The 21,827-nt window shown below is 65.8% G+C and carries 20 protein-coding genes; 7 read left to right on the top strand and 13 right to left on the bottom strand.

Translation table 11 applies throughout. From position 1 onward, the window contains the following. Window position 1: 1 nt before the first annotated feature. Window positions 2–940, bottom strand: a complete 939-nt coding sequence (locus HK108_RS05560) for a hypothetical protein (RefSeq protein ID WP_172171595.1) — start codon at window positions 938–940, stop codon at window positions 2–4. Between the two features lie 175 nt (window positions 941–1,115). On the opposite strand from HK108_RS05560, the gene HK108_RS05555 reads away from it, so the two are divergent. The 3 genes from HK108_RS05555 (at window position 1,116) to HK108_RS05545 (ending at window position 3,681) form a co-directional block, all read left to right on the top strand. Further along, window positions 1,116–1,703: a hypothetical protein gene (locus tag HK108_RS05555; protein ID WP_229663966.1), complete on the top strand. Its 588-nt coding sequence runs from the start codon at window positions 1,116–1,118 to the stop codon at window positions 1,701–1,703. A 340-nt stretch (window positions 1,704–2,043) separates the two neighbouring features. Next, the gene (locus HK108_RS05550) at window positions 2,044–2,664 is read left to right on the top strand and encodes a DUF47 domain-containing protein (RefSeq protein WP_101543807.1); all 621 of its coding nucleotides are present in this window, start codon (window positions 2,044–2,046) and stop codon (window positions 2,662–2,664) included. A 3-nt stretch (window positions 2,665–2,667) separates the two neighbouring features. Then, entirely contained in the window at window positions 2,668–3,681 is a 1,014-nt protein-coding gene (locus HK108_RS05545; protein WP_181270785.1) for an inorganic phosphate transporter, read from the top strand. A 104-nt stretch (window positions 3,682–3,785) separates the two neighbouring features. Here HK108_RS05545 and HK108_RS05540 read toward each other — a convergent pair whose 3' ends face one another. Continuing rightward, a complete protein-coding gene (locus HK108_RS05540; protein ID WP_229663967.1) occupies window positions 3,786–4,244 on the bottom strand; it encodes a DUF4383 domain-containing protein in 459 nt (152 codons plus the stop codon). 122 nt (window positions 4,245–4,366) lie between these two features. Between HK108_RS05540 and HK108_RS05535 the strand changes: the two genes are divergently transcribed. The 3 genes from HK108_RS05535 to HK108_RS05525 all read left to right on the top strand — a co-directional run bounded on the left by HK108_RS05535 (window position 4,367) and on the right by HK108_RS05525 (window position 7,793). Further along, window positions 4,367–5,905 carry a sensor histidine kinase gene (locus HK108_RS05535; protein ID WP_181270784.1) on the top strand — a complete coding sequence of 513 codons (1,539 nt, stop codon included), beginning with the start codon at window positions 4,367–4,369 and terminating at the stop codon, window positions 5,903–5,905. Further along, window positions 5,902–6,540 (top strand): response regulator transcription factor, encoded by a 639-nt coding sequence (locus tag HK108_RS05530; RefSeq protein ID WP_181270783.1) that lies wholly within the window; start codon window positions 5,902–5,904, stop codon window positions 6,538–6,540. Before HK108_RS05535 ends, HK108_RS05530 begins: the two co-directional genes overlap by 4 nt. A gap of 119 nt (window positions 6,541–6,659) precedes the next feature. Continuing rightward, entirely contained in the window at window positions 6,660–7,793 is a 1,134-nt protein-coding gene (locus tag HK108_RS05525) for a hypothetical protein (protein WP_139468084.1), read from the top strand. Between the two features lie 85 nt (window positions 7,794–7,878). Here HK108_RS05525 and HK108_RS05520 read toward each other — a convergent pair whose 3' ends face one another. Further along, complete coding sequence (locus HK108_RS05520) at window positions 7,879–8,439, bottom strand: dihydrofolate reductase family protein (RefSeq protein ID WP_139468085.1); 561 nt, start codon at window positions 8,437–8,439, stop codon at window positions 7,879–7,881. 127 nt (window positions 8,440–8,566) lie between these two features. Between HK108_RS05520 and HK108_RS05515 the strand changes: the two genes are divergently transcribed. After that, the gene (locus HK108_RS05515; RefSeq protein ID WP_139468086.1) at window positions 8,567–9,205 is read left to right on the top strand and encodes a winged helix-turn-helix transcriptional regulator; all 639 of its coding nucleotides are present in this window, start codon (window positions 8,567–8,569) and stop codon (window positions 9,203–9,205) included. A gap of 69 nt (window positions 9,206–9,274) precedes the next feature. Here HK108_RS05515 and HK108_RS05510 read toward each other — a convergent pair whose 3' ends face one another. The 10 genes from HK108_RS05510 to HK108_RS19070 all read right to left on the bottom strand — a co-directional run bounded on the left by HK108_RS05510 (window position 9,275) and on the right by HK108_RS19070 (window position 21,752). Beyond that, a complete protein-coding gene (locus tag HK108_RS05510; RefSeq protein ID WP_229663994.1) occupies window positions 9,275–11,047 on the bottom strand; it encodes an ABC1 kinase family protein in 1,773 nt (590 codons plus the stop codon). A gap of 168 nt (window positions 11,048–11,215) precedes the next feature. Then, window positions 11,216–11,773 carry a PadR family transcriptional regulator gene (locus HK108_RS05505; RefSeq protein ID WP_139468088.1) on the bottom strand — a complete coding sequence of 186 codons (558 nt, stop codon included), beginning with the start codon at window positions 11,771–11,773 and terminating at the stop codon, window positions 11,216–11,218. Between the two features lie 394 nt (window positions 11,774–12,167). After that, entirely contained in the window at window positions 12,168–12,947 is a 780-nt protein-coding gene (gene pstB / locus HK108_RS05500; protein WP_101543804.1) for a phosphate ABC transporter ATP-binding protein PstB, read from the bottom strand. Window positions 12,948–13,002: 55 nt separating this feature from the next. Next, the gene (gene pstA, locus HK108_RS05495) at window positions 13,003–14,142 is read right to left on the bottom strand and encodes a phosphate ABC transporter permease PstA (RefSeq protein ID WP_139468090.1); all 1,140 of its coding nucleotides are present in this window, start codon (window positions 14,140–14,142) and stop codon (window positions 13,003–13,005) included. Between the two features lie 14 nt (window positions 14,143–14,156). Continuing rightward, window positions 14,157–15,047, bottom strand: coding sequence for a phosphate ABC transporter permease subunit PstC (gene pstC, locus HK108_RS05490; RefSeq protein WP_101544086.1), 891 nt, complete (start codon window positions 15,045–15,047; stop codon window positions 14,157–14,159). 244 nt (window positions 15,048–15,291) lie between these two features. After that, a complete protein-coding gene (gene pstS, locus HK108_RS05485; RefSeq protein ID WP_139468277.1) occupies window positions 15,292–16,395 on the bottom strand; it encodes a phosphate ABC transporter substrate-binding protein PstS in 1,104 nt (367 codons plus the stop codon). 306 nt (window positions 16,396–16,701) lie between these two features. Then, entirely contained in the window at window positions 16,702–17,676 is a 975-nt protein-coding gene (locus HK108_RS19075) for an NUDIX hydrolase (RefSeq protein ID WP_139468091.1), read from the bottom strand. Continuing rightward, window positions 17,673–19,817, bottom strand: coding sequence for an RNA degradosome polyphosphate kinase (locus HK108_RS05475; RefSeq protein WP_229663969.1), 2,145 nt, complete (start codon window positions 19,815–19,817; stop codon window positions 17,673–17,675). The genes HK108_RS19075 and HK108_RS05475 overlap by 4 nt, the downstream gene beginning before the upstream one ends. A 4-nt stretch (window positions 19,818–19,821) precedes the next feature. After that, window positions 19,822–20,850, bottom strand: coding sequence for a mycothiol synthase (gene mshD / locus HK108_RS05470; RefSeq protein ID WP_139468093.1), 1,029 nt, complete (start codon window positions 20,848–20,850; stop codon window positions 19,822–19,824). Continuing rightward, a complete protein-coding gene (locus HK108_RS19070) occupies window positions 20,847–21,752 on the bottom strand; it encodes a winged helix-turn-helix domain-containing protein (RefSeq protein WP_229663970.1) in 906 nt (301 codons plus the stop codon). The genes mshD and HK108_RS19070 overlap by 4 nt, the downstream gene beginning before the upstream one ends. Window positions 21,753–21,827 lie beyond the last annotated feature (75 nt).

Below are 21,827 nucleotides of genomic sequence, written 5' to 3'. Positions count from 1 at the left end.
CTCACTTCTCCAGTCCGCGCCGATCCTCAGCGGTGTACGTACGAGGCAGACCGTCCGGGGCCTCGAGATCCTCGGGATCCGTGGGCTCGATGACGTCGGACTCGATGGCCTTGTTCTTCTTGACCTTCCCGAGCAGGGCACGGATATTGCTCAGGCCCGCGAGCAGCTTCCGATCCTTCTTCGGCGCAACGTACTCGGGGTCGGTCTCGATGGGGAAGACCGTCGGCGCAGCACCGAAGGCCTCCTTCGATTCCCCAGCGACCTTCCGCGCCATCTGCGCATTCACCACGGCACCGATGACAGCGCCGACGCCGAAGGGCAGCAGCCGACCGACCAGCGATCCGCCAGCACGGGCGGCGAACTTGCGGATGAAGGTCTTGCGCAGCTTGCGCACGAGCAGATCGACCAGCGGGGCCGGAAGCTGCTTGGTCACGGTGGCGCCCCAGCTGCCGAACATCGACTCCACGCCGCCGTTCTGCTTGCCGAACTTCTGGATGAGGTTCTTCCCGTCCTTGCCCAGCATGAGGCCGAGCACCAGGGCGTTCGCCCGCTTGGCATCGGCCACCGGCAGTCCGTGGATCTCTGCGATGGCCTGCGCAAACAGTGCAGTGCCTTCCAGGAAGCCAGCGGTCTCGACGCTGGCGACACCCAGCGCGGCCGTCGTGCCCAACCCCGGAACGGCGGCGGTCGCACCGACCGCGGCTCCGCCCGAGGTCGTCAGGGTCAGATAGTGCCGGCGAATGATCGTGATGAGCTCTTCGGGGGTCGCGTCCGGATGCCGGCGGCGCAGACTGCGCACATAAGCCAGGGCGACGGGCCGCTGCACGGACAGCAGACGCGACAACATCGACTGGGCGCGGGGATTGAGGGTCCCATCGTCATTGACTGCCAACTTCGCAGCCTTGTCGAGACCCTTCTTCGCCACTGATGATTTTGCCACGAGAGTTCCTCCTCGTTTCGGTCACTCGCGACTGCCGGTCGCAGTCACGAATCAGACCCAAGTTTAATAGCGTCCGTTGTGAGTCCCGGGAGCAGAACCTGACCGTGCGGCGAAAGCCCGAATGTGCTCCACGTCCTAGTCCGCGCACCCTGACAGGGACTAAACTGCCCTGACCATGTCACAGCGCGCATTCCACCGTCCCGTTCCCCTGGCCGACCTCGACTCCGTCGGTGCCGTCGACGATCCCGTCGCCCGTTCGGAGACCTCGCACGCCACCGCGGCACTGCTGCTCGGCGATGCAGAGGGAAACCGCGACGAGGCTGCCACCAGGCGCTTCGTCGAACTCGCCGATGACATCGGCTTCGAGATCATCGCCGAGATGTGGTCAGCCGCTCCCGCCGTCTCCGCACCCGGCGCACTGTGGCGCCTCTACGCCCTGCGCCAATGGATCAAGTCCGCACCTCGCGAACTCGCCGAGATGTTCTCCGACGGCCAACGCCGCGTCACCGAGGGCATCGGCTACGACGAGATCCTCGCCGGCGTCGAACTGCCCGCCGGACCCGACGAAGTGGCCCACGCCATCGACGAGATCCTCGTCGGCGCCTTCCGCGGTGACGTCGTCATTGCGCTGCTGCGCGCCTCCGCCTTCGTCGGCATCTGCGCGGCAGGCGCCGACGACCACGACACCGCCGTCCGCCTGCGCCAGCTCTCCCAAGACCTGTCCGACGCCGCGGTCGCCCATCGCCGAGGCGGCCTCGACTGATCCTCAGCTCGCCGGCAATCCCCTCGCCGAGGCGGCCCCGCCCGACCGAATGAGCGTGGTCCCCGTAGGGACCGGATATTCCCGCCCGACCACGACATCGACTGTGAGATTCTCAACGGACGAAGAGCCGCCTCGGCGGTGGATTCATGAGCATGAACGAGTATCGTAGGGGGTGGCCTTCGGGCCACCGGACGCTGGATCGCTGAAGCCCCGGGCTCCAAATTCAGCCGCTTCGAGCGGCCTTCCGCCGAGAGGCGCTCTCGGTTCAGCGTCCGGCACATATCATTGAGGCATCATGCATATTCGTCCGGCTTGTCCGGGCCCCGGGCAGGAGGAGCGCATGCGGCTCAAGCGGGTACCGCAGGACAAGGTGTTCTATGAGCGGCTGTCCGATCTCGTCTCACAGATGCGGCAGTGCAACCTGGTGCTCGCCGAACTCTCCGGAATCGAAATCAGCGAACGCCGCGACGTCGCCGACCGCCTCCGCGAGATCGGGGACAGGGCCGATGAGGACATGGGCGCGATGCTCCGCGCACTGCGCGAGAACTACATCACCCCGTTCGACCGCAACGACCTCTACCTGCTCAGCCACCACATGCGCGATATCTGCCACCGGCTGCACGGAGTCGGCTACGTACTCGCCTCCGGAGCCTTCGACCCGCTGCCCTCCGGCGTCCCCGAGACCCTGGCCGTGCTGTCGAATCAGACGGACCACACCTCGCGGATGATCACCCGACTGCCGGGCAAGCTCGACCAGTGGGACTACGTCGACGCGATCAACCGACTGACCTACCAAGTCGAGAGCCTGCAGTGGCGGATGTCGGACGCGGTGCCGAACTCCAAACGGGGACTGACGTATATGGCGGCCGTGTCCCAACTCGGGCAGGCCTTCGTCCGGGCCGCCCACGGGTTCACCGAACTCGGCAAGGTCGTCGCAGCCATCGCGATCAAGGAGTCGTAGTCCGTGGAGCTGCTCTTGGCGGCAGTCGTCATCGCCGCGGTGATCTTCGCCGGCTCGAACGGATTCCACGATGCCGCACTGACCGTCGGCAACGCGGTCGTCGGGCGAGCGATGCGACCCGGCTGGGCGCTCAGCCTGGCCGTCATCTTCAACTTCATCGGTGCGCTCCTCGGTGAGGGAATCGCCATCGTCGTGGCCAACCAGATCGTGCTCTTCTCCGGTTCGACAGACCTCATCCTGACCACCTTGCTGATCGCCTTCGTCGCAGCGACGACGTGGAGCCTGTTCACCTACTATCTCGCGCTGCCTGTGTCGTCGACCCACTGTCTCATCGGCGGTCTGCTCGGCGCGGGAATCGTGTTCGGCTTCTCCGTCAACACCGGTGAAGCGATGGACTCAGTGGTGTGGCCGCTGGTGCTCTCACCGATCCTCGGGTTCATTCTCGCGTGGGTGCTCACGCTCATCCTGTCGAAGTCGCTCGCCTCCACTCCGCCCAAGCCGCTTTTCCGGGGTGCGCGCATGGTCGACTCCGTGCTCACGGCGGCCCTGTCGCTTGTCCACGGGGTCCAGGACGCGCAGAAGATCGCGGCCCTCGTCATGGTCGCCATTCTCGCCGTCGACACGCAGCAGCACGATGTCCTCTCCGTGGTCGACATCTCTTGGCCGGTGCGCCTCCTCATCGCCGCGGCTCTGGCTCTGGGCACCGGATTGAGCGGGTGGCGAGTGGTCCAGACACTTTCCGTGCGCATGGTCCGCCTCGATCCCCTCAAATCCTCCATCGCCGATGGCGCGGCCACGATCCTCATGTACACCGCAGCTCTGATCATGCGGGTTCCGGTGTCGCTGACCTTCGTCCTCGGCTCATCGATCCTCGGCACCCAATACGCCGGGCGCAAGGGCCACGCCAGAGCCCGGTACTTCGTGCCGATGTTCGCCGTCTGGCTCCTGACGATCCCGGCCGCCGCGCTGTTGGCCGTGGTGCTCGGGTGGATCGTCAAGGCCTCCGTCGGGCTCTGACAGGCCACCCGGTTCCTGCTGTTCGCTGACGCCGGAGCCGAGCCCGGGAGCGCGAGGCGCCCGGGCTCGGCTCTGACGAAATCGCTGACATCGGTGCCGACCAATCAGCCCCGAGGCTTCCGCCCGAATACGAAGCCGGTGGTGATCATGGCCGCGGCGAGGACAAAGTGCAGCCAGTTGTCGGCGGTGTTGAGCCCGACGAAGTTGCCCATCGACTCCATCGGAATCACCATTCCGTAGATCCACAGCACCGCATAGATGATTCCGCCGACGACGAGGTAGTTCTTCGCCAGCGCACGTGAGCGGAGTCCGAGCATCCCGACGACTCCGAAGAGCAGGTGGACGATGTTGTGGAGCACCGTGACCTGGAAGAGGCCGAGCAGTGCAGCGTCGGTGTGGTGTCCGGCGAAGCTGATCGAGCCGAGATTCGCGGTGATGCCCGGGACGAAGCCGAGGATCCCCACGAGCAGGAACACTGCGCCGAAGAGCCCGGAGACCATCTGCACCTGCGAACGCGCACCGCGTGCAGCGGCGGGCGACTGTGACGACATCGAGATATTCATGACGATCCTTTCCCAAAGATAGCTGGTATCGGTGATTCGGAGCAGATGCCGATTCGGATGGCCGACGGGCGAAACTTTCCGGCCGCCGTCTCATGTCGGCCCGCCGCTGTAGTCTGGTGGCAATGGGAGCTTGGGCGGCGAAGCTGTGGCGCAGACTGCTGGTCCTTCTGATCGGCGGGGTCATCGCCGTGCCCTATATTGCGGTCATCATCTGGGCCGTCTCCGCGTGGAACGAGGTCAGCGACCGGTCTCTGGCGTTCAGCATGCTCGCCTTCAGCGCCGTCGTCTTCGTGCTGTTGTGCATACCCGCGTTCCTTGCCGTCATCCGCGCACTCGAACGGACCCTGGCCGAGCAGCTCCTCGAACTGTCCATCCCCATCCCGCCGAGGCGGCCGACCTGGTCCGATCGCCTCCGCGGTGCCCTGTTCTACTTCGGCCACGCCTTCGCCGGTGCCCTGCTCCTGATCACGGTCGTCGTGGTCCTTCCTTCCGTGCTCCTGATGGTTGCGGACCCACAGCAGGCCTCGGAACTGTCGAACGGACTCCTCGGCATTGCGGGCTCCCCAGCCGGGGCGACTGCTGGATCGCCGGCCGGAAATGCCGATCCGTCGGCCGGCACCGGTGCCGAGTCCGTCGTCGTCCTGTCCGCCGGGCTCGTGCAGATCCTCGCACCCGTGATCCTGCTTCTCCTCACGGCCACGATCATCGCCGAAGGCTACTTCCTGCCTCACTACGCACAGATCCTGCTCGGCCCCTCGGCCGCTGACCGGGCTGAGCTCGCCGGGGCCGAGCGAGTCCGTCGGTTCCGTCGCACCGTCCTCGCCCGCGAAGTCCACGACTCGATCGGTCATGCCCTGACCGTGACGATGATGCAGGCAGCTGTGGCCAAACGTGCCCTGCACCAGGATCAGATACTCGCCGAGGCGGCCGTCGACGAGATCGCTCGCACCAGCCGTGAGGCGGTGGCCGAGTTGGACCATGTCCTCGCCCTGCTGCGTGCGGAGGCCGACGGCGCAGTCAGCGATGAAAGCACCGCAGGCGACGCCGACGCCCTTGGCGTTGCTGATGCCATCGATGGTGCCGATGCCCTCGATGGCGCCGAGAGCGAAGCAGTGGAGGGCGGAGAGCTCGCGGGGGACGGTGACAGCGGAAGTGCGGGGCCGCCTCGGCGAGCAATGCTCGATATCACCCGATTGGCCGAGGAAGCCCGTGCGATCGGGCACCCCACCCGACTGACGGTCAGCGGGGATGCCACCGGACTGCCGCCGACCGTGGTCCACGAACTCCACCGGATCGTGCGCGAGGCGGTGACGAACTCGCTGCGGCACGCAACGACGCCCGGCCTCGATGTGGCCGTCGACATCGGCGCCGACTGCGTACAAGTGGTCACGCGCAATGCCGGCGCGGCCACCGGCCCGGTGCTCGGCTCATCGGAGAAGGGACGGGCCGAGGGGAAGGCGGCGGCTGACGCGAAAGCGGCGGGCGATGCGAAGGGGATTGCCGGTGCGAAGGGGGCGGCCGCCTCGGCGAGGCAGTCACGCGGACTCGTCGGCATCGGTGAGAGGGCTGCTCTGTTCGGTGGGAGCGCCGACTGGGGAATCGAGAACGGACAATGGATTCTGCAGGTGAGACTGCCGTATTCGGAGGGACAGATGCCATGACCATTTCGGTGATCCTCATCGATGACGAGCCTCTCGTGCGTGCGGGTCTGGCCGCGATCATCGACTCCGACCCGGGACTCGAGGTCGTCGGGGAGGGCGATGACGGGACGGAAGCACTCGATCTGGTGACTCGGCTGGATCCTGATGTCGTGGTGATGGATGTGCACATGCCCCACCTCGACGGATTGGAGGCAACGCGGCTGCTTATGAGCAGGCAGGAGCCGCCTCGGGTGCTCATCCTCACGACCTTCGACAGCGATGACTACGTCTTCGAAGCTCTGCGCGTGGGCGCTGACGGCTTCGTCCTCAAACGCGCTCAGCCGTCCGAACTCGTCCGGGCGGTGCATATCGTGGCCGGGGGAGATGCGCTGCTCTATCCGCAGAAGATCCGGGACATGGCAGCACGGTCTCACCGAGCTGTCGATGTGGTGAGTTCTGCTGGGCTGAGCAGGCGGGAACAGGAAGTCCTCACCCTCATGTCGAGAGGAATGAGCAACGCCGAGATCGCCGGGGAGATGTTCCTCGGGGCGGAGACGGTGAAGACCTATGTCAGTTCGCTGCTGTCGAAGCTCGGTGCCCGTGACAGGACACAAGCGGTGATCAAGGCTTTCGAATCGGGGTTCGTCGAGACCTGACCCCAAAGTGAGCAGGCGGGAGGGCCGTTCACCCGCCCAGTGTGCATTCACCCTCTCGGGAACCGGATTCACCCTTGTGGGGGAGCCCCCGGCGGGCCTTCGGGGACGAGCCTGGAGTCATGACACAGAAACAGCTCACTCATATAGTCAACCATCCGTCACCACAATCCGATCTCACCGTTCGCGCAGGACTGGCCGCCGCCTCGGCGTGGTCGCTCTTCCTTCTCGTCATGTCGGTCCTCTGGGGGTTGGGGATCGTCGCCTCACCCCTGGCCGGATCCGAGGAGTGGACGTTCACGTCGATGATCGCCGCACTCCCGGGACCGTTCGCGGGTCTCATCATCGGCTCCGTCTCCCTGCTCAGCTTTGTCGGCTCGGCGGCCCTGCTCACCGCGACCCGCCTGCGGCAGCGGCTTTTCGACAGAGGCGGGGCACGCGTTCTCGGGGTTGTCGTTCTGGCCTTCGCCGCCGTGGTCACGGTCATGCTCACCGACACCTTGCTGCTGGCCTACCTCGGCTATGCGCTCAGCCTGCAGTTCCCACCAATCCCGGCTCCGGTGATCTGGCAGGGAGTCATGCTGCTTGGTCCGCTGTTGTGGATCATCGTGTGGGCCGGTGCGGAGAAGACCAGTCGTCGGATTCACGAGGACAGTCATCGTCATTCGACCGAGACCGTTCATGTTGAGGATTCCGCCGCCGGTCACAGGCGTGCAGACGTTGACGGTACCGGACGCGTGGGGAGATCGACGTCGGTCACCGCAAGCGCGAAGATCGCCGTCGTCGTGGCGGTCATCGTGCCGGGCTTCTATGCCCTGACGCGGGTCCTCTGGGCCGTGGGAATTCCCTTCGGCCTGAGTGAAGGTCTCTACGACGAAGGCCAGCGTGTCGGACTCTGGCATTCGGGACTCGCGCTCGCCTTGGCCGCCATCGGTGGAATCCTGCTCACCCTCGGTCTCATCCAGAGATGGGGAGAGCGGCTGCCAACATGGCTTGGTCCTCTGGGCGGAAAGCGAGTGCCGATCACTCTGGCGACGATTCCCGCGACGATCGTGTCGCTGGCGATCTTCACCGGCGGAGTCGGCCTGGTGCGCACAATCTTCTCGGGGACCCCCGAAATCTTCGCCGACAGCTGGTGGGTGACGATCGGGCCGACGCTGCTCTTCCCGCTCTGGGCCGTGGCGCTCGGCTGGGCGACCTTCGCCTACCGGGAACGTCGGCTGGCTGCCGAGGCGGGTGCGTCCGGCGATGTCTGAGCTGTCTTTTCGAATCTTCGATGTCTCCTGCGGGCGGATCCACCTCGAATAAGCTGACGATCTCGAGGTGGATCCACCCGCTGGATCAGCCGGGGAACGGCCCGTAGGTGGCCAGCAGGTTGCCCTTGCTGGTCCGCTGCACGTCCTTGAGCTCCAAGCGAGTCGTCGTTCCACCCTCGAAGAGGGACCGTCCGCTGCCGGCGACGACCGGGTGGATGGCCACCGTCAGCTCGTCGACGAGGTTCGCTTCGACGAGCTGACGGACGATCGACATCGATCCCTCGACAGCGATCTTGCCGCCGTCGCCGGCTTTGAGCTCGCGGACGAAGTCGACGAGCTCGCCCTGGATGAGAGTCGAGTTCTCCCAGCTGAGATCGGCCTGCGACAGCGTTGTCGAGGCGATGTGCTTGGGAGTCGAGTTGATGAAGTCGGCGAACGGTGCGTCCTCGCCTTTTGTGTGGTTCGGCCAGTAGCCCTCCCACTCCTGATAGGTGACACGGCCGAGGAGGCAGTCGTCGACGCCGCCGATGGCCGTGGTCATCCACTCGCCCATCTCCTGGTCGAAGGAATCGAATTGGAAGTTGAACGGATCGGATGCGATCCCGTCGAGTGACTGGAACAGTGCGGCGATGACAGTGCGGGACATGGTGATCTCCTCATCGAGTTGTCGTGCGGGCCGTTGCGTTTCCTGAGGGCTGTGGTTCCGCAGCCCAGAAAGTTCAGAAAGTGAACTATGGTTTCAATAGTGAACTGATATTGCTATGCTGTCAACCATGAAGTCGTACGGACAATTCTGCGGTCTGGCTCGGGCAGCCGAGGTGCTGGGGGAACGGTGGTCGCTCATCATCCTCCGCGACCTCCTCGTCGGTCCGAAGCGCTTCAACGAGCTTCGACAGGGAAATCCCGGCATCCCCTCGAACCTGCTGACCACGCGGTTGCGCGAACTTGAGGCCGCCGAGATCATCGAGCGCGGCATCGACGGACGCAACGTCGTCTACCGCCTCAGCGACTACGGTTCGGATCTTAGTCCGGTGCTCATTGAGCTCGGCCGCTGGGGTGCACGGCGGATGGCTGAGCCCCGCGAGGGCGAGGTTCCGACGGACTCCTCTCTGGCCGCGGCTTTGCTGACCGCGCGCACCGACGCCCGAGTCCGACCCTTCACAGTCGAAATCACTGCCGGCCCCGCGACGGCTCATGCGACCGTGAGCGAGCGCGGTGTGGAGGCTGCGGAAGGGGCCCAGGCAGAAGCTGACCTGAGGATCGAAGGTCCCGGGCTGCGCGACCTGCTTGCCGATGGCGCAGCCGAAGCCGCACGAGAGGAAGGGGCGATCACGGTCGACGGCGACGAATCCCTGCTGGTCGATTTCGCCTCGGCCTTCCGTGCTCCCCGCGACGAACCAGCGGCCGGCTAGGAGGCAACGCCGCGTCGTCCTCGAACAGCTTGTCGCCGCTCCCTCGTCTGCGACGGTTCCGCCGACTCCTCACCTACGACGGTTCCGCCGGTCTGCCCGTCGGTGTCGCAGCAGAGTGACCAGGGCGTGGAGAAGCGCGGGTGCCGAGGCGATGAGCAGCAGAACGCCGCCAACCGTCATCACCGGCAGCAGGATCGACCCGCCGATGACGAAGCCGGTGAATAGAACGGCCGAGATCACGCCGCGCGCCAGCTGTTCGAGCCCTTCCACCCGACGATCGAGCTTCGGCGTCGACACCGTGAGCTCGCCGTCTTCGACCTTCGTGACCAGTGCGTCGAGGCGTCCGGGCAGGCTCAGGGTCAGACGCACGAGGTTGAGCGCCTCCTTCGTCGCCGAGCCGGCGACTCCTCCCGGTGAGTCGCTGATGAGGCCGCGTGCATAGGGTTCGACGACCTCCCAGATGTTGAACCGGGGATCGAGTGAGCTGCACAGACCAGAGACCATGGCGAGCGCACGGATGATGAGGAAGAGGTTCTCCGGCAATTGGACCGGAAGGTCGCGGACCACCGATTCGAAGTCCCTGGAGAAGGCCCGCAGCTCCTTTTCGTCGACCTCGCGCAGCTGAGCGAATCCCATCCCGCCGAACCGGGAGAAGAGCTCGGTCAGTGCGCGTTCGAGCTCCGCGGTGTCCGCGCCGTCGAGCAGCACCCCGATGAGTTCGACGCTCGTGACCAGGCGGTGGGAATCCCTGGTGGCCACGGCGATGATGAGTTCACGCAGCCCCGAGCGCAGATCCTCAGGAACGTGGCCCATCATTCCGAAGTCGACGAAGGTCAGGTGCCAGCCGACCCCCGCCGAGGCGGGATGCCCGGTCGAGGTGTGCGTTTCCCCTGTCGGCGGTGAGCCACCCATGTGCTCGGACGCCGGAGAGACACCCGAGCGTTCGACCGCTCCAGTTCGGTCGGGAGTGACGAAGATGTTGCCGGGATGGGGATCGGCGTGGAAGAAGCCGCCGCGGAAGAGCTGATCGAACATCGTGTGCGCGAACGCCGAAGCCACCTCGCGTGGATCGATCCCTGCCCGGCGCAGCGCCGCGACATCGTTGATCTTGATCGCCGAGACATCCTCCATGGTGAGAACCTGGGTCGTGGTCTGCCCCCAGACGATTCGCGGGGCCTGCGTCGGACCGGGCGAACCCGATGCCGAACGCTCGGCATCGTCCGCGAAGCGTGCGGCTTCGGTGGTGAACTGTTCCGCATTCGCCGCCTCGTGGAGGTAGTCGATCTCCTCGAGGCTGACATGGGCGAACTCCTCGACCAGCCCCGGCATATCGACCCGGCTGGCGATGAACCCGACGCGGGAGAGCCACCCTGCGATCCGGCGCAGTGTTCGCAGATCCACCTCGACGACGTCGGCGATGCCGGGGCGCTGGACCTTGACGACCACCTCGGTGAATCCGAGCTCGGCGGCCACATCCGGAGTCAGGGTGGCCGAATGAGCCTGGCCCAGTGATGCCGCGGCCAGCGGTCGGGGGTCGAAAGTGGCGAAGGCGGTGGTGAGTCGCATACCCAGCTGCGCCTCGGCGAGGGGCCTGATCCCGTCGAAGGGAACCGGCGATACTTCGTCCTGCAGGTCTGCCAGCTCTGCGGCGACCTCGGGCGGGAGGACATCCATGCGGGAGGAGAGGAACTGGCCCACCTTGATCATCAGCCCGCCGAGATCGATCGCCAGCGCCCTGAACTTCCTGGCGGTCGACTGCCAGCGCTCCACTCGTCGTCGGGCGGCCAGGCGACCCAGACCGATGCGAGGCAGGACGAGCTCGAACCACCAGGCCATGGCCATCTGGGCCGCGGCAAAGCGCAGGATCCGGGACGACCGGGACCGCAGCGCTCGCTTCCGGTCGGGAAGACCCTGGCCAGGGCCGACAGTGTCTGCTCCGCTGTGCTCACCGGCTTCTCGGCCGAGCTCATCCGGACTCACGTTTCTCTGTTCGGCTCCCGTCGACATCGCTCAGTCCCGAGCGAGGATCGAATACAGCCTGCGTTTGGTCTCTTCCAGCTCGGTGACCGCCTCTGCGACCTGCTCCTTGCTGCCCGAACGTCCGACCTGAGCGGCGGCCTGTGCCAACTCGACCCCGGCCTTGGCCAGTGTGGCCGCGCGCGGAGTCTCTCTCCTGCCGACCGATTCCCACGGGGCGGCGGAATCGGAGTCGGCCTCGACGTGCTCGCGTCCCGCCTCGGTGAGGGAATAGGTCTTGCGTCCGCTCGACGGCTCCGCATTGATGAGACCCTCGTCCGTGAGCAGCTGCAGCGTCGGATAGACCGACCCGGGGCTGGGCTTCCAGCTGCCGCCGCTGCGTTCCTCGATCTCCTGGATGATCTGGTATCCGTGCATCGGGGCCTCTGCCAGCAGCGAGAGGATTCCGGCACGGACGTCACCGCGGTTCATGCGGGCAGGCTGTTTGGGGGCGAAGGATGAGCGCAGCTGCTCGAACGCCTCCCAGATGCTAGCGCTGCCCCGGTCGCCGCCTCGGTGATGGGAGCTTCCGTGGGTGAATGGCTCGTTCATGATGACCTCCCTGGTCTGATGACACCGCAGTACCCCGCTGATTGCACGAAGTTCACTGCCCTGACGATATGTAACGATATATCGCCGATGTGTTGTCGGGAAGACCATGAGGTCGTCTGCGGAGGCAACTCACTGCGCGCGTTCAGGGTGACGTGACGACCGACCTGCCAGCGCCCTGCGCGATCCCCGAGGCGACTCTGCGCGAGTGCCCTACCGCCCGAAGTCGCGTCCGGCGGACCTGCCAACGCAAAGTGGTCGTTCTGGTCACGTTCCGCTGAGCAGAGCGTGACCAGAACGACCACTTATAGAGGCATGCGCCGCCGATTATAGAGGCATGCGCCGCCGAGACGGCACCCGCCCCGAGGGGCGCCCGCCGTTTGGGCGAGCCTTCAAATCATCCGAAGCGACCGGAGATGTAGTTCTCGGTCTCTTCCTTGTCCGGGTTCGAGAAGATCGTCGAGGTCTCGTTGAACTCGATGAGCTTTCCGGGCTTGCCGGTGCCGGCGATGTTGAAGAACGCGGTCTTGTCGGACACACGAGCGGCCTGCTGCATGTTGTGCGTGACGATGACGACCGTGTACTTGTCCTTGAGGTCGTTGATGAGGTCCTCGATCGCCAGGGTCGAAATCGGGTCGAGAGCCGAGCACGGCTCGTCCATGAGCAGGACCTCGGGTTCGACGGCGATTGCGCGGGCGATGCACAGACGCTGCTGCTGACCGCCGGAGAGACCCGAACCGGGCAGGTTGAGGCGGTCCTTGACCTCGTTCCAGAGGTTCGCGCCGCGCAGGGCACGTTCGGTGAGATCGTCGGCCTCGGTCTTCGACAGGCGCTTGTTGTTCAGGCGCACACCGGCGAGCACGTTCTCCTTGATGCTCATCGTCGGGAACGGGTTCGCCCGCTGGAAGACCATGCCCACCTCGCGGCGGACGTTGACCGGGTCGACGCCGGCGCCGTAGATGTCATTGCCGTCCATGAGGACCTCACCGGAGACGCTGGCGCCGGGGATGACTTCGTGCATGCGGTTCAGCGTGCGCAGCACCGTGGACTTGCCGCAGCCGGAGGGCCCGATGAAGGCGGTGACGGAGCGCGGCTTGATCTGCATCTGCACTCCGTCGACGGCGCGGAAGTCGCCGTAGAAGATGTCGAGATCCTTGATGTCGATCTGCTTGGACATTGTGTTTCCTATCCGTGGAAATGGGTGAGTCTGGAGGTCTGTGGGCAGTCGCCGGTCAGCGTCCGGCCTTCGGTGCGAGCACCTTCGCGATGATGCGGGCGAGCAGGTTGAGCACCATGACGAGGGCGACGAGCACAAGGGCTGCGGCCCAGGCGCGTTCCGAGCTGGCCAGGGCGGCGGCTCCCGGCGAGACCGGGCGCAGCTGCGAGTCGTAGATGAACGTCGGCAGCGTCGACATCCAACCGGAGAAGAGGTTCCAGTTGAGCGTCTTGGCGAACCCGGCGGTGACCATGATGGGTGCCGTCTCACCGATGACGCGGGCGATGGCGATGGTGACACCGGAGAGGATTCCCGACACCGAGGTGGGCAGAACGATCTTCACGATCGTCTTCCACTTCGGCACGCCGAGTGCGTAGGAAGCCTCGCGCAGGTCCATCGGCACCAAGCGGAGGATCTCCTCCGTATTGCGCACGACGATCGGGATCATCAGCACCGACAGCGCCACGGCCGCGGTGAAGCCGGTCTTCGCGATTCCGGCCGCGCCGGGCAGGAGCACGTTGGCAATCGTGGAGAACAGTGCGAAGGCGAAGAGACCGGCGACGATCGAGGGAATACCGGTCATCACGTCGACGAGGAAGGTGATCGCCTTGCCCAGGCGGTTCTTGTTCGAGTATTCGACGAGGTAGATGGCGGTGAGGACGCCGATCGGAATCGAGATCACGCAGGCGGCGAGTGTGATGAGCACGGTGCCGACGATGGCGTGGTAGAAGCCGCCGGCCAGAGTGGCCTCACCGGCGACGTACTGCTGATCGAGGACGCCCTTCATGCCGAGCATGGTGCGGGTGAGCAGGTCACCGCTGATGGCGGCCCCGCCCTTGGACACGGTCAGCCACAGCAGCGAGATGAGGGGAACGCATGCGAGGACGAACGTCGAGGTGACGATGGTGGTCGCGATCCGGTCGACGGCCTTGCGGCGGCCTTCGTAGGACGCGGAGACCGCGAACACGGCGATCGCGTTGATGAGGCCGGCGAGGACGGCCACGACGGGGATGTTGAAGCCGCCGAAGGCGATGAAGCTGATGACGATCGCCACGAGGATCGAGGCGACGGCGACGATCCACGGGGTGGCCTTCGGGAGCTGTTTGGAGGTGAGCTTCGCCGGTTTCGACACGGCCGCCTCGGTGGTGGTGTTCATGGTGGTCATTGGTCTCAACTTCCCTTCACCGAGGTGCGGGCGACGATGGCGCGGGCTCCCATGTTCACCAGCAGGGTGATGACGAAGAGCACGAGGCCGACGGTGATGAGCTCGGACAGGCGCAGTCCCGCGGCCTCGGGGAAGTTCTGCGCGATCTCGGAGGCGATGGTCTGGTTGCCGCTGACGACGAGCGAGGCGGTGAGGACGCCGGGCGAGAGGATCATGGCCACGGCCATGGTCTCACCGAGGGCGCGGCCGAGGCCGAGCATCGTGGCCGAGACGATTCCCGACTTGCCGAACGGCAGCACGGCCATGCGGATCATCTCCCAGCGGGTGGCGCCGAGCGCCAGCGCCGCCTCTTCCTGCAGGCGCGGGGTCTGGAGGAAGATCTCGCGGGTCAGCGAGGTGATGATCGGCAGGATCATGATCGAAAGCACGAGCGAGGCGGTGAGCAGTGTGCGGCCCGTCTGCGACACGGAACCGTCGGCGGCCGGAGCGAAGATCGGAATCCAGCCGAACCACTTCGACAGCCACAGGTAGAAGCCGGTGAGGTTGCCGGCCAGAGCGATGCCCCACAGGCCGTAGACGACCGAGGGGATGGCGGCGAGCAGGTCGATGACGTAGCCGAGCACCGGAGCGAGCTTGCGCGGGGCCATGTGGGTGGTGAACAGCGCGATGCCCAGCGAGAAGGGAGTCGCGACGATCAGTGCGATGGCCGCGGAGATGAGCGTGCCGATGACCAGCGGCCAGACGTAGGAGAAGAAGCCCTTGCCGCCGGTGATCTGGGAGGGGTCGCTGATCTGCGCGGTGATGGTGTCCTTCGACTGTGCGAGAAGGAACAGGGCGACTCCGGCGAGGATCACCAGGATCAGGATGCCGGCGATGAGCGTGGCGGCCGAGAAGATGCGGTCGCCGGGTCGGACGACGGCCTTCTGCTGCCGAGTTGCCGGACTCTGCGGCGGCTTCTGCCCGGATTCGGGCGTGGAGCCGGGCCCTGTGGGGCCTGACTCAGTGGTCTGTGTGCTGATCGGCACAAGTACTCCTCATGTGACTTGTGGTGAAACCGGGGTGGTTCCACAGGCGCGGAAAAGCGGCGCAGGGCTTCTGCGCCGCTCCCGACTGGCTATATCTCCAGGTCAGAGACTGAAATCAGCCTTCGACCTTGATCGAGTCGATGACTTCTTCGATCTGCTTGCGCAGGTCGTCCGACAGCGGTGCGGACCCGGCGGAATCGGCAGCGGACTTCTGTCCCTCTTCCGAGACCACGAACTTCTCCCATGCCTTGACCATGTCCACGGTCTCCTGGTCCTTGTAGGACGAGCAGACGAGGTGGTAGGAGACGAGCACGATCGGGTAGGCGCCGGACTCGGTGGTGTCGCGGGCCAGGTCGAAGGCGAGGTCGCCTTCGCTGCGGCCTTCGACCTTCTCGGATGCGTCGACGACCTTGGTCGCGGCTTCCGGGGAGAGCTCGACGAACTCGTCGCCGACCTTGACCTTGGCGGTGGAGAGCTCACCGACGGCCGAGGCATCCGCGTAGCCGATGGCTCCGTCGGTGTCGGAGACGGTCTGGATGACACCGTCGGTGCCCTGAGCGGCCTCGCCGCCGTACTCCTTCGGGAAGTTGCCGTCGACCTCGGCGTCCCAGTCCTTCTCGGCGGTGGCCTTGAGGTACTCGGCGAAGTTCTCGGTGGTGCCCGAGTCATCGGCGCGGTGAACGGCGGTGATCTTGAGGTCCGGAAGCTCGGCATCCGGGTTGTCGGCCTTGATGGCCTTGTCGTTCCAGTTGGTGATGTCGCCCTTGAAGATCTTCGCGATCGTTTCGGGGGAGAGGTTGAGCTCGTCGACGCCCTTGACGTTGAAGGTCACGGCGATGGGGGAGATGTAGACGGGGAACTCGTAGGCTCCGTCGGCGCCGCAGGCTTCCTTTCCGGCCTTGACCTCGTCATCGTCGAGGTGGGCGTCGGATCCGGCGAACTGCGCGTTGCCGGCGAGGAACTGTTCACGGCCGGCACCCGATCCGTCGGGGGAGTAGTTGACGGTCACGCCGGAGTTCTGCGAGGTGAAGTCCGCTGTCCAGGCATCCATCGCGGCCTTCTGCGAGGAGGCGCCGATGCCGGTCAGGGTGCCCTGCAGGTCACTGCTGCCGCCGGATGCCTCTTCGCCGGTGGCGGACTGTCCGCCACCGCAAGCCGAGAGGGTGATGGCGCCGACCGCGAGGATCGCAGCGGAGGGGGCGAGATGCTTCATCTTCACGAAGATGCCTTTCATGTTTGTGGACACAGCTCGAGAGTTCTCGATTGCTCGTCATCCACGCTAAGGATCACGCGTGAAGTGCAAGGAGTTGAAACGTGAATGGAAGGTGAATGAGGGGCGAAGGGTTGGAACCGCTGTGAGTGCTCGATCACAGACTTCGTCGGTTTCATGAAAGGATCATTGTCGGGACCGGCATTCGCTCGCCGAGGCGGCCCGTTCCGTACGTGTGTAAGTTCGCCGAGGCGGGCCGCCCAGTACGCATGCTCGACCTTGAGAATCGGCTCGCTGGCGGGTCGTGCGCCTCGGTCAGCTGTCGATGGGGCGGACGCGTTCGATCTCGACGATGCGCGGCACCGGACCGGGGCGCACATAGGCGATGAGGACCTCACCGGGCTTGAGGTACGGATCGTCCTTCGGCAGCTTCGCCTCTACCCGTTTCGGGGCATGAGCCGCGTAGACGGAGAAGATCGTCGGCAGCACCGGCCGGTGCGTGCAGTAGATGACTGGTTTGCCCTTCGCCAGCAGCTTCTCGATATAGCGGGCGGTCTTGTCCGGGTTCGCAGCGGTGGCCTTCTCGCTGAGCGTCGACACCTTCTTGATCGACTTGCCCGTCGCCGCCGACAGCGGAGTCAGCGTCGCCATGCAGCGCTTCCACGGACTCGAGACGAGCTTGCGCACGCCCCAGGCTCCCAGCAGCCCGGTCAATGCCATGGCCTGTCGGGTGCCGAGCTTGAGCAGAGGCCGCACATGCTCTGTCTCGTACCACTTCGCACGTGGGAACGCCTTCCCGTGGCGGACGAGGATGAGCGGCCACGCCCGCAGTGCGTCCGTCTCAGCGAACTTCTCCAGCGCGTCGAGCTGTTCCCGGTCCGCGAAGGACGTCAGCTTCGACCGGGCCTTGTCGACAGGGAACCAGCCGGCGGTGTCGACCTCTCGCTTGTTCACCGGGGCGAAGTCCGCTTCGTCCTTGACCTCGGCCGACCAGTAGAACACCTTCTTCAGCGTGTTCTTGCCGACCGTGTACTCGGCCGACGGCAAGGGGATGCCGAGGTGGATGTCGAACCCCGTCTCCTCCTTGACCTCGCGGATCGCAGCCTCCGGCAGGGTCTCACCCGGATCGACCTTGCCCTTGGGCCACGACCAGTCGTTGTACTTCGGGCGGTGGATGAGCACCACCTCGAGGCCTTTCGAACCGTATCTCCAGCAGACCGCCCCGGCGGCAAGGACATCGGCGGTGACGCGCGATGACGCCTGTGCCGAGGCGACCTCGGACCGGCTCACGCCTCATCCCCGATTCGCCGACGCTTCCGGTGCCGACGGATGAGCTCCGTCTGATAGTCGGCGAGGATGCTGCCCTCGTCGTCGTGAGTCCGCCGGGTCCATCTGCCGTCACCGGACAGATCGAATGCCGAGGTGGTCGGGGCGAAGACGAGATCGAAGAGTTCGATGATCTCCGCCCGGTGACCGTCATCGACGATCTGCACGAGCGCTTCGACTCGACGGTCGAGGTTGCGGTGCATCATATCTGCCGAACCGATGTAGACGATCGGGTCGCCGTTGTTGCCGAAGACGAAGGCGCGGGAGTGTTCGAGGAAGCGTCCGAGCACGGAACGCACGGTGATGTTCTCGCTCAGACCTTCGATGCCCGGGCGCAGAGCGCAGATTCCGCGGACGAAGACTTCGACGGCGACCCCGGCCTGGGATGCCCGGTAGAGGGCGTCGATGATGGCTTCGTCGACGATCGAGTTGACCTTGATCCGCACCTGCCCCGCTCCGCCGGACTGTGCGATCGCGATCTCGGAGTCGATGAGGTCGATGAGTCCGGTGCGCACATTGCTGGGGGCGACGAGGAACCGTGAATATTCGGACTTCGGCGCATAGCCGGAGAGCTGGTTGAACAGCTTCGTCAGATCATCGGCGACGGCCCGATCACGTGTCAGCAGCCCGAAGTCCTCATAGCCGCGGGCGGTCTTCGGGTGGTAGTTGCCGGTGCCGACGTGACAGTACCGGGCCAGCCCGTCAGCCTCCTGACGGACGACGAGGGAGAGCTTCGCATGGGTCTTGAGCCCGACGATTCCGTAGACGACATGGACGCCGGCGCGCTCGAGCTTGCGGGCCCAGGTGATGTTGGCCTCCTCGTCGAACCGGGCCTTGATCTCGACGACGGCGAGCACCTGGATGCCGGCCTGTGCGGCATCGACGAGGGCGTCGATGATCGGCGAATCCCCGGAGGTGCGGTAGAGCGTCTGCTTGATCGCGAGCACGTTCTTGTCCGACGCCGCCTGTTCGAGGAAAGCCTGCACGCTCGTGGAGAACGAATCGTAGGGGTGGTGCAGGAGGATGTCCCGGCTGGCCACCGCGTCGAAGACGTCGACCTGGTCGCTGGATTCCCGCAGCGACAGGTCCTTGTTCATCTGTGGAACCATCTTCGGATAGTGCAGGTCATCGCGTGGCACATCGGCGATATCGGACATGCCGGACAGGTCCAGCGGGCTCGGCAGGTGGTAGATCTCCGAGTCGTGGATGCCCAGTTCGTCCTTGAGCATCTCGAGGACGCGGGGGTGGATGTTCTCTGTGATCTCCATCCGCACGGCCGGACCGAAACGCCTGCGCAGCAGCTCCTTCTCCAGAGCCTTGAGGAGGTTCTCCGCATCGTCCTCTTCGACCTCGAGGTCCTCATTGCGGGTCACGCGGAAGGTCGAATGGTGGACGATCTCCATACCGTCGAACAGGGTCCCGAGGTGTTCGGCGATGATGTCCTCGAGGGCGACGAAGCGGGCCGGGACGTCGCGCCCGGCGGGGCGGTCGGTCGCCTCGGCGACATTGAAGAACCGCGGCAGGCGCGGGGGAACCTTGACGCGGGCGAAGAACTCCTTGCCCGTCTCCGGCGACCGCAGGAGCACGCCGAGGTTGAGCGAGAGACCCGAGATATACGGGAACGGGTGGGCCGGATCGACGGCCAGCGGGGTGAGGACGGGGTAGACGTGGCCGAAGAAGAATTCGTCGACACGGTGCCGCTCATCCTCGGTGAGGTCCTCGACCTGGACCTTCGTGATCGATTCCGCGTCGAGGCGGGGACCGATATCGTCCTTGAGCAGGGCGGCATGCCGGCTCATCAGCTCGAATGCGCGCACCCCGATATCGTGCATGACCTGCGCGGGCATGCGGCCGGTGACGCTGGGCACGGCGAGACCGGTGTTGATGCGGCGTTTGAGACCGGCGACGCGGACCATGAAGAACTCGTCGAGGTTGGTCGCGAAGATCGAGAGGAATCGGACGCGTTCGAGCAGCGGGATCTCCGGATCCGAGGCGAGATCGAGGACGCGTTCGTTGAAGGCCAGCCAGCTGAGTTCACGATCGAGGAAGCGATCAGCCGGGTCGGGCAGTCCCAGCTCCTTACCCGAAGCCGCGATGTCGTACAACGCTCTACTCCTTCTCGTCCGTCGACGCCGTGCTCGCAGAATCAGTGCCGGTGACCTTTGCGGAGGCCGGTGCATAGGCCACGTGCGCGACCGCGACATGGAAACCCAGTCGCTCGTACAAGCCTAGCGCCGGGGCGTTGTCCGATTCGACGTAGAGTTCGATCGTCTCGGCGCCGGCGGTCACCATCCGCCGCATTCCCTCGACCGTCAGCGCCTTGCCCACGCCCTTGGCGTGGATGCGCGGATCGACTCCGACGACATAGACCTCGCCGAGGCGGCCCTCATCATCCGTGTCCGTGATCTTCGTCTGGTGGAATCCGATGACCTCGCCATCGCGGGCGGCGATGATGAAGGTGGTCGGGTCGAAGTCCGCAGCGGTGACGACGGCATCGATATCGGCGCGGGTCTGGCCGCCCTGTTCGGGATGCCAGTCGAAGGCGGCGTTGTTCACGGTCAGCCAGCCGTCCTCGTCGCCGGGAGCGAAGGAGCGGATCTCGACCCCGTCGGGGCTCTGCGTCTCGGGGAGGCCGTCGAGGCGCAGACCGGTGTCGGTGCGCATCTGATAGAGCACTCGATCGCGGCCGAGGCCGTGCTTCTGGGCGAGGTGGGCCGCGGCCGGGTGGTCGCCGTGCGACCAGCACCAGGCTTCGGGCTCTTCGTCGAGGATCGTTCTCAGCAGCTGTTCGCCGAGGCCCTGACGACGATGGTCGGGGGCGATGAGGAACTCGGCGGCGTGACGATCCCCCTGCAGGGCGCGGATTCCGAACCCGATGAGCTCGCCGGTCGTGTCTTTGCCGGCGGGGTCGGCATCGGTGGGGCCGGAACCGTCTGCGTCGTCGGCAAATACGCGCCAGACGCTCGAGACGGTCTGCGCCTCGTGGGCGGTGTCCTCACCGGTGGCGACGGCCATGAGCCCGCCGGAGATCTCGGGGGCGCCATCGGTGGCCGCCACGTCATCGAGGAACTTCAGCTCATCCTCGGTGAGGGTGTCGATCGGGGTGGAGGTGATTGCTCCGCTGGCCTGGATTCTCATGCCGTCACGTCCTCTGAATCTGTGTCTGTGACGCTGTCGGCGCTGAACCGGTAGCCGACGTTGCGCACGGTGTGGATGGCGTTCTCAAGGTCTTTGCCGAGTTTCGCACGGAGGCGGCGAACATGCACGTCAACGGTGCGGGTGCCGCCGAAGTAGTCGTCGCCCCACACGGCGAGCAGGATGTCGTCGCGGGTGAAGACGCGTTCGGGGTGCATGGCGAAGAACTTCAGCAGGGCGAACTCGCGGTAGGTGAGGTCGAGGCTGCGTCCGCCGAGCTCGGCGGTGAACGCGGTCTCGTCGATGCGCAGGTCCCCGGTGACGACGACCATCGGTTCGCCATCGGCATTCCACATTTCCTCGCCCGTGTCACCGAGGCGGCCAGACGTTCCGGGCCCGCCTCCTCGGGCGGTGCCGACGGGGCCGCGTCCGGTGCGAACCGGTCCCCGGCCCCCGGCGTCGCCCTTCGCGCCGAGCCGGCCGGACCCGGCATGCAATCCGCCGGGGAATCCGCTGCCGGAATGAGTTGACGAGGATGCGGCGTGACGGTCACGGGCCACGCGCAGCCGCGCTTCCACCTCGGCGGGGCCGGCAGTGGTGAGGATGAGGTCGGACACGTTCCATCTCGCCGAGGCGGTCGCCAGTCCGCCCTCCCCGAGGACGACGATGACGGGGGCGGTGATCCGCGCCTCGGCGAGCAGGTCGGAGATGCGCGGGGCCAGGGACAGATCGAGGCAGGCGTCGGCGATGACGACGTCGACCGCGGCGGATTCGGCCCGGCGGCTGGGCAGGTCCTCGGCGGCGCAGCGGTCGATCTGGTGACCGAGGTACTGCAGGGATTCGGGAGCGAGCGGGGCGTCGAGCCTGGCCGTGGGGCAGATGTGCAGAATCCGCATGTGCTGCATCCACCTCCTCGGCGCCCGTCGTCTCGCCCGTCGTCTGAGGAAGAGTATAGCGAGGCCCCGGCCGGGGCAGCTCCG

The sequence above is a fragment of the Brevibacterium sediminis genome (assembly GCF_013623905.1).
In the GTDB taxonomy this organism is placed as follows: domain Bacteria; phylum Actinomycetota; class Actinomycetes; order Actinomycetales; family Brevibacteriaceae; genus Brevibacterium; species Brevibacterium sediminis.
This window is presented reverse-complemented; position numbering and strand designations above follow the sequence as displayed.

Bases quoted from the DNA above. Each gene is read 5' to 3' on its own strand.
- HK108_RS05530 (WP_181270783.1), top strand. From the start codon at position 5,902: ATGACCATTTCGGTGATCCTCATCGATGACGAGCCTCTCGTGCGTGCG.
- HK108_RS05540 (WP_229663967.1), bottom strand. From the start codon at position 4,244: ATGAATATCTCGATGTCGTCACAGTCGCCCGCCGCTGCACGCGGTGCG.
- HK108_RS05520 (WP_139468085.1), bottom strand. From the start codon at position 8,439: ATGTCCCGCACTGTCATCGCCGCACTGTTCCAGTCACTCGACGGGATC.
- mshD (WP_139468093.1), bottom strand. From the start codon at position 20,850: ATGAGAATCCAGGCCAGCGGAGCAATCACCTCCACCCCGATCGACACC.
- HK108_RS05515 (WP_139468086.1), top strand. From the start codon at position 8,567: ATGAAGTCGTACGGACAATTCTGCGGTCTGGCTCGGGCAGCCGAGGTG.
- HK108_RS05535 (WP_181270784.1), top strand. From the start codon at position 4,367: ATGGGAGCTTGGGCGGCGAAGCTGTGGCGCAGACTGCTGGTCCTTCTG.
- pstB (WP_101543804.1), bottom strand. From the start codon at position 12,947: ATGTCCAAGCAGATCGACATCAAGGATCTCGACATCTTCTACGGCGAC.
- HK108_RS05510 (WP_229663994.1), bottom strand. From the start codon at position 11,047: ATGGCCATGGCCTGGTGGTTCGAGCTCGTCCTGCCTCGCATCGGTCTG.
- pstA (WP_139468090.1), bottom strand. From the start codon at position 14,142: ATGAACACCACCACCGAGGCGGCCGTGTCGAAACCGGCGAAGCTCACC.
- HK108_RS19070 (WP_229663970.1), bottom strand. From the start codon at position 21,752: ATGCAGCACATGCGGATTCTGCACATCTGCCCCACGGCCAGGCTCGAC.
- HK108_RS05555 (WP_229663966.1), top strand. From the start codon at position 1,116: ATGTCACAGCGCGCATTCCACCGTCCCGTTCCCCTGGCCGACCTCGAC.
- HK108_RS05505 (WP_139468088.1), bottom strand. From the start codon at position 11,773: ATGAACGAGCCATTCACCCACGGAAGCTCCCATCACCGAGGCGGCGAC.
- HK108_RS05525 (WP_139468084.1), top strand. From the start codon at position 6,660: ATGACACAGAAACAGCTCACTCATATAGTCAACCATCCGTCACCACAA.
- HK108_RS05550 (WP_101543807.1), top strand. From the start codon at position 2,044: ATGCGGCTCAAGCGGGTACCGCAGGACAAGGTGTTCTATGAGCGGCTG.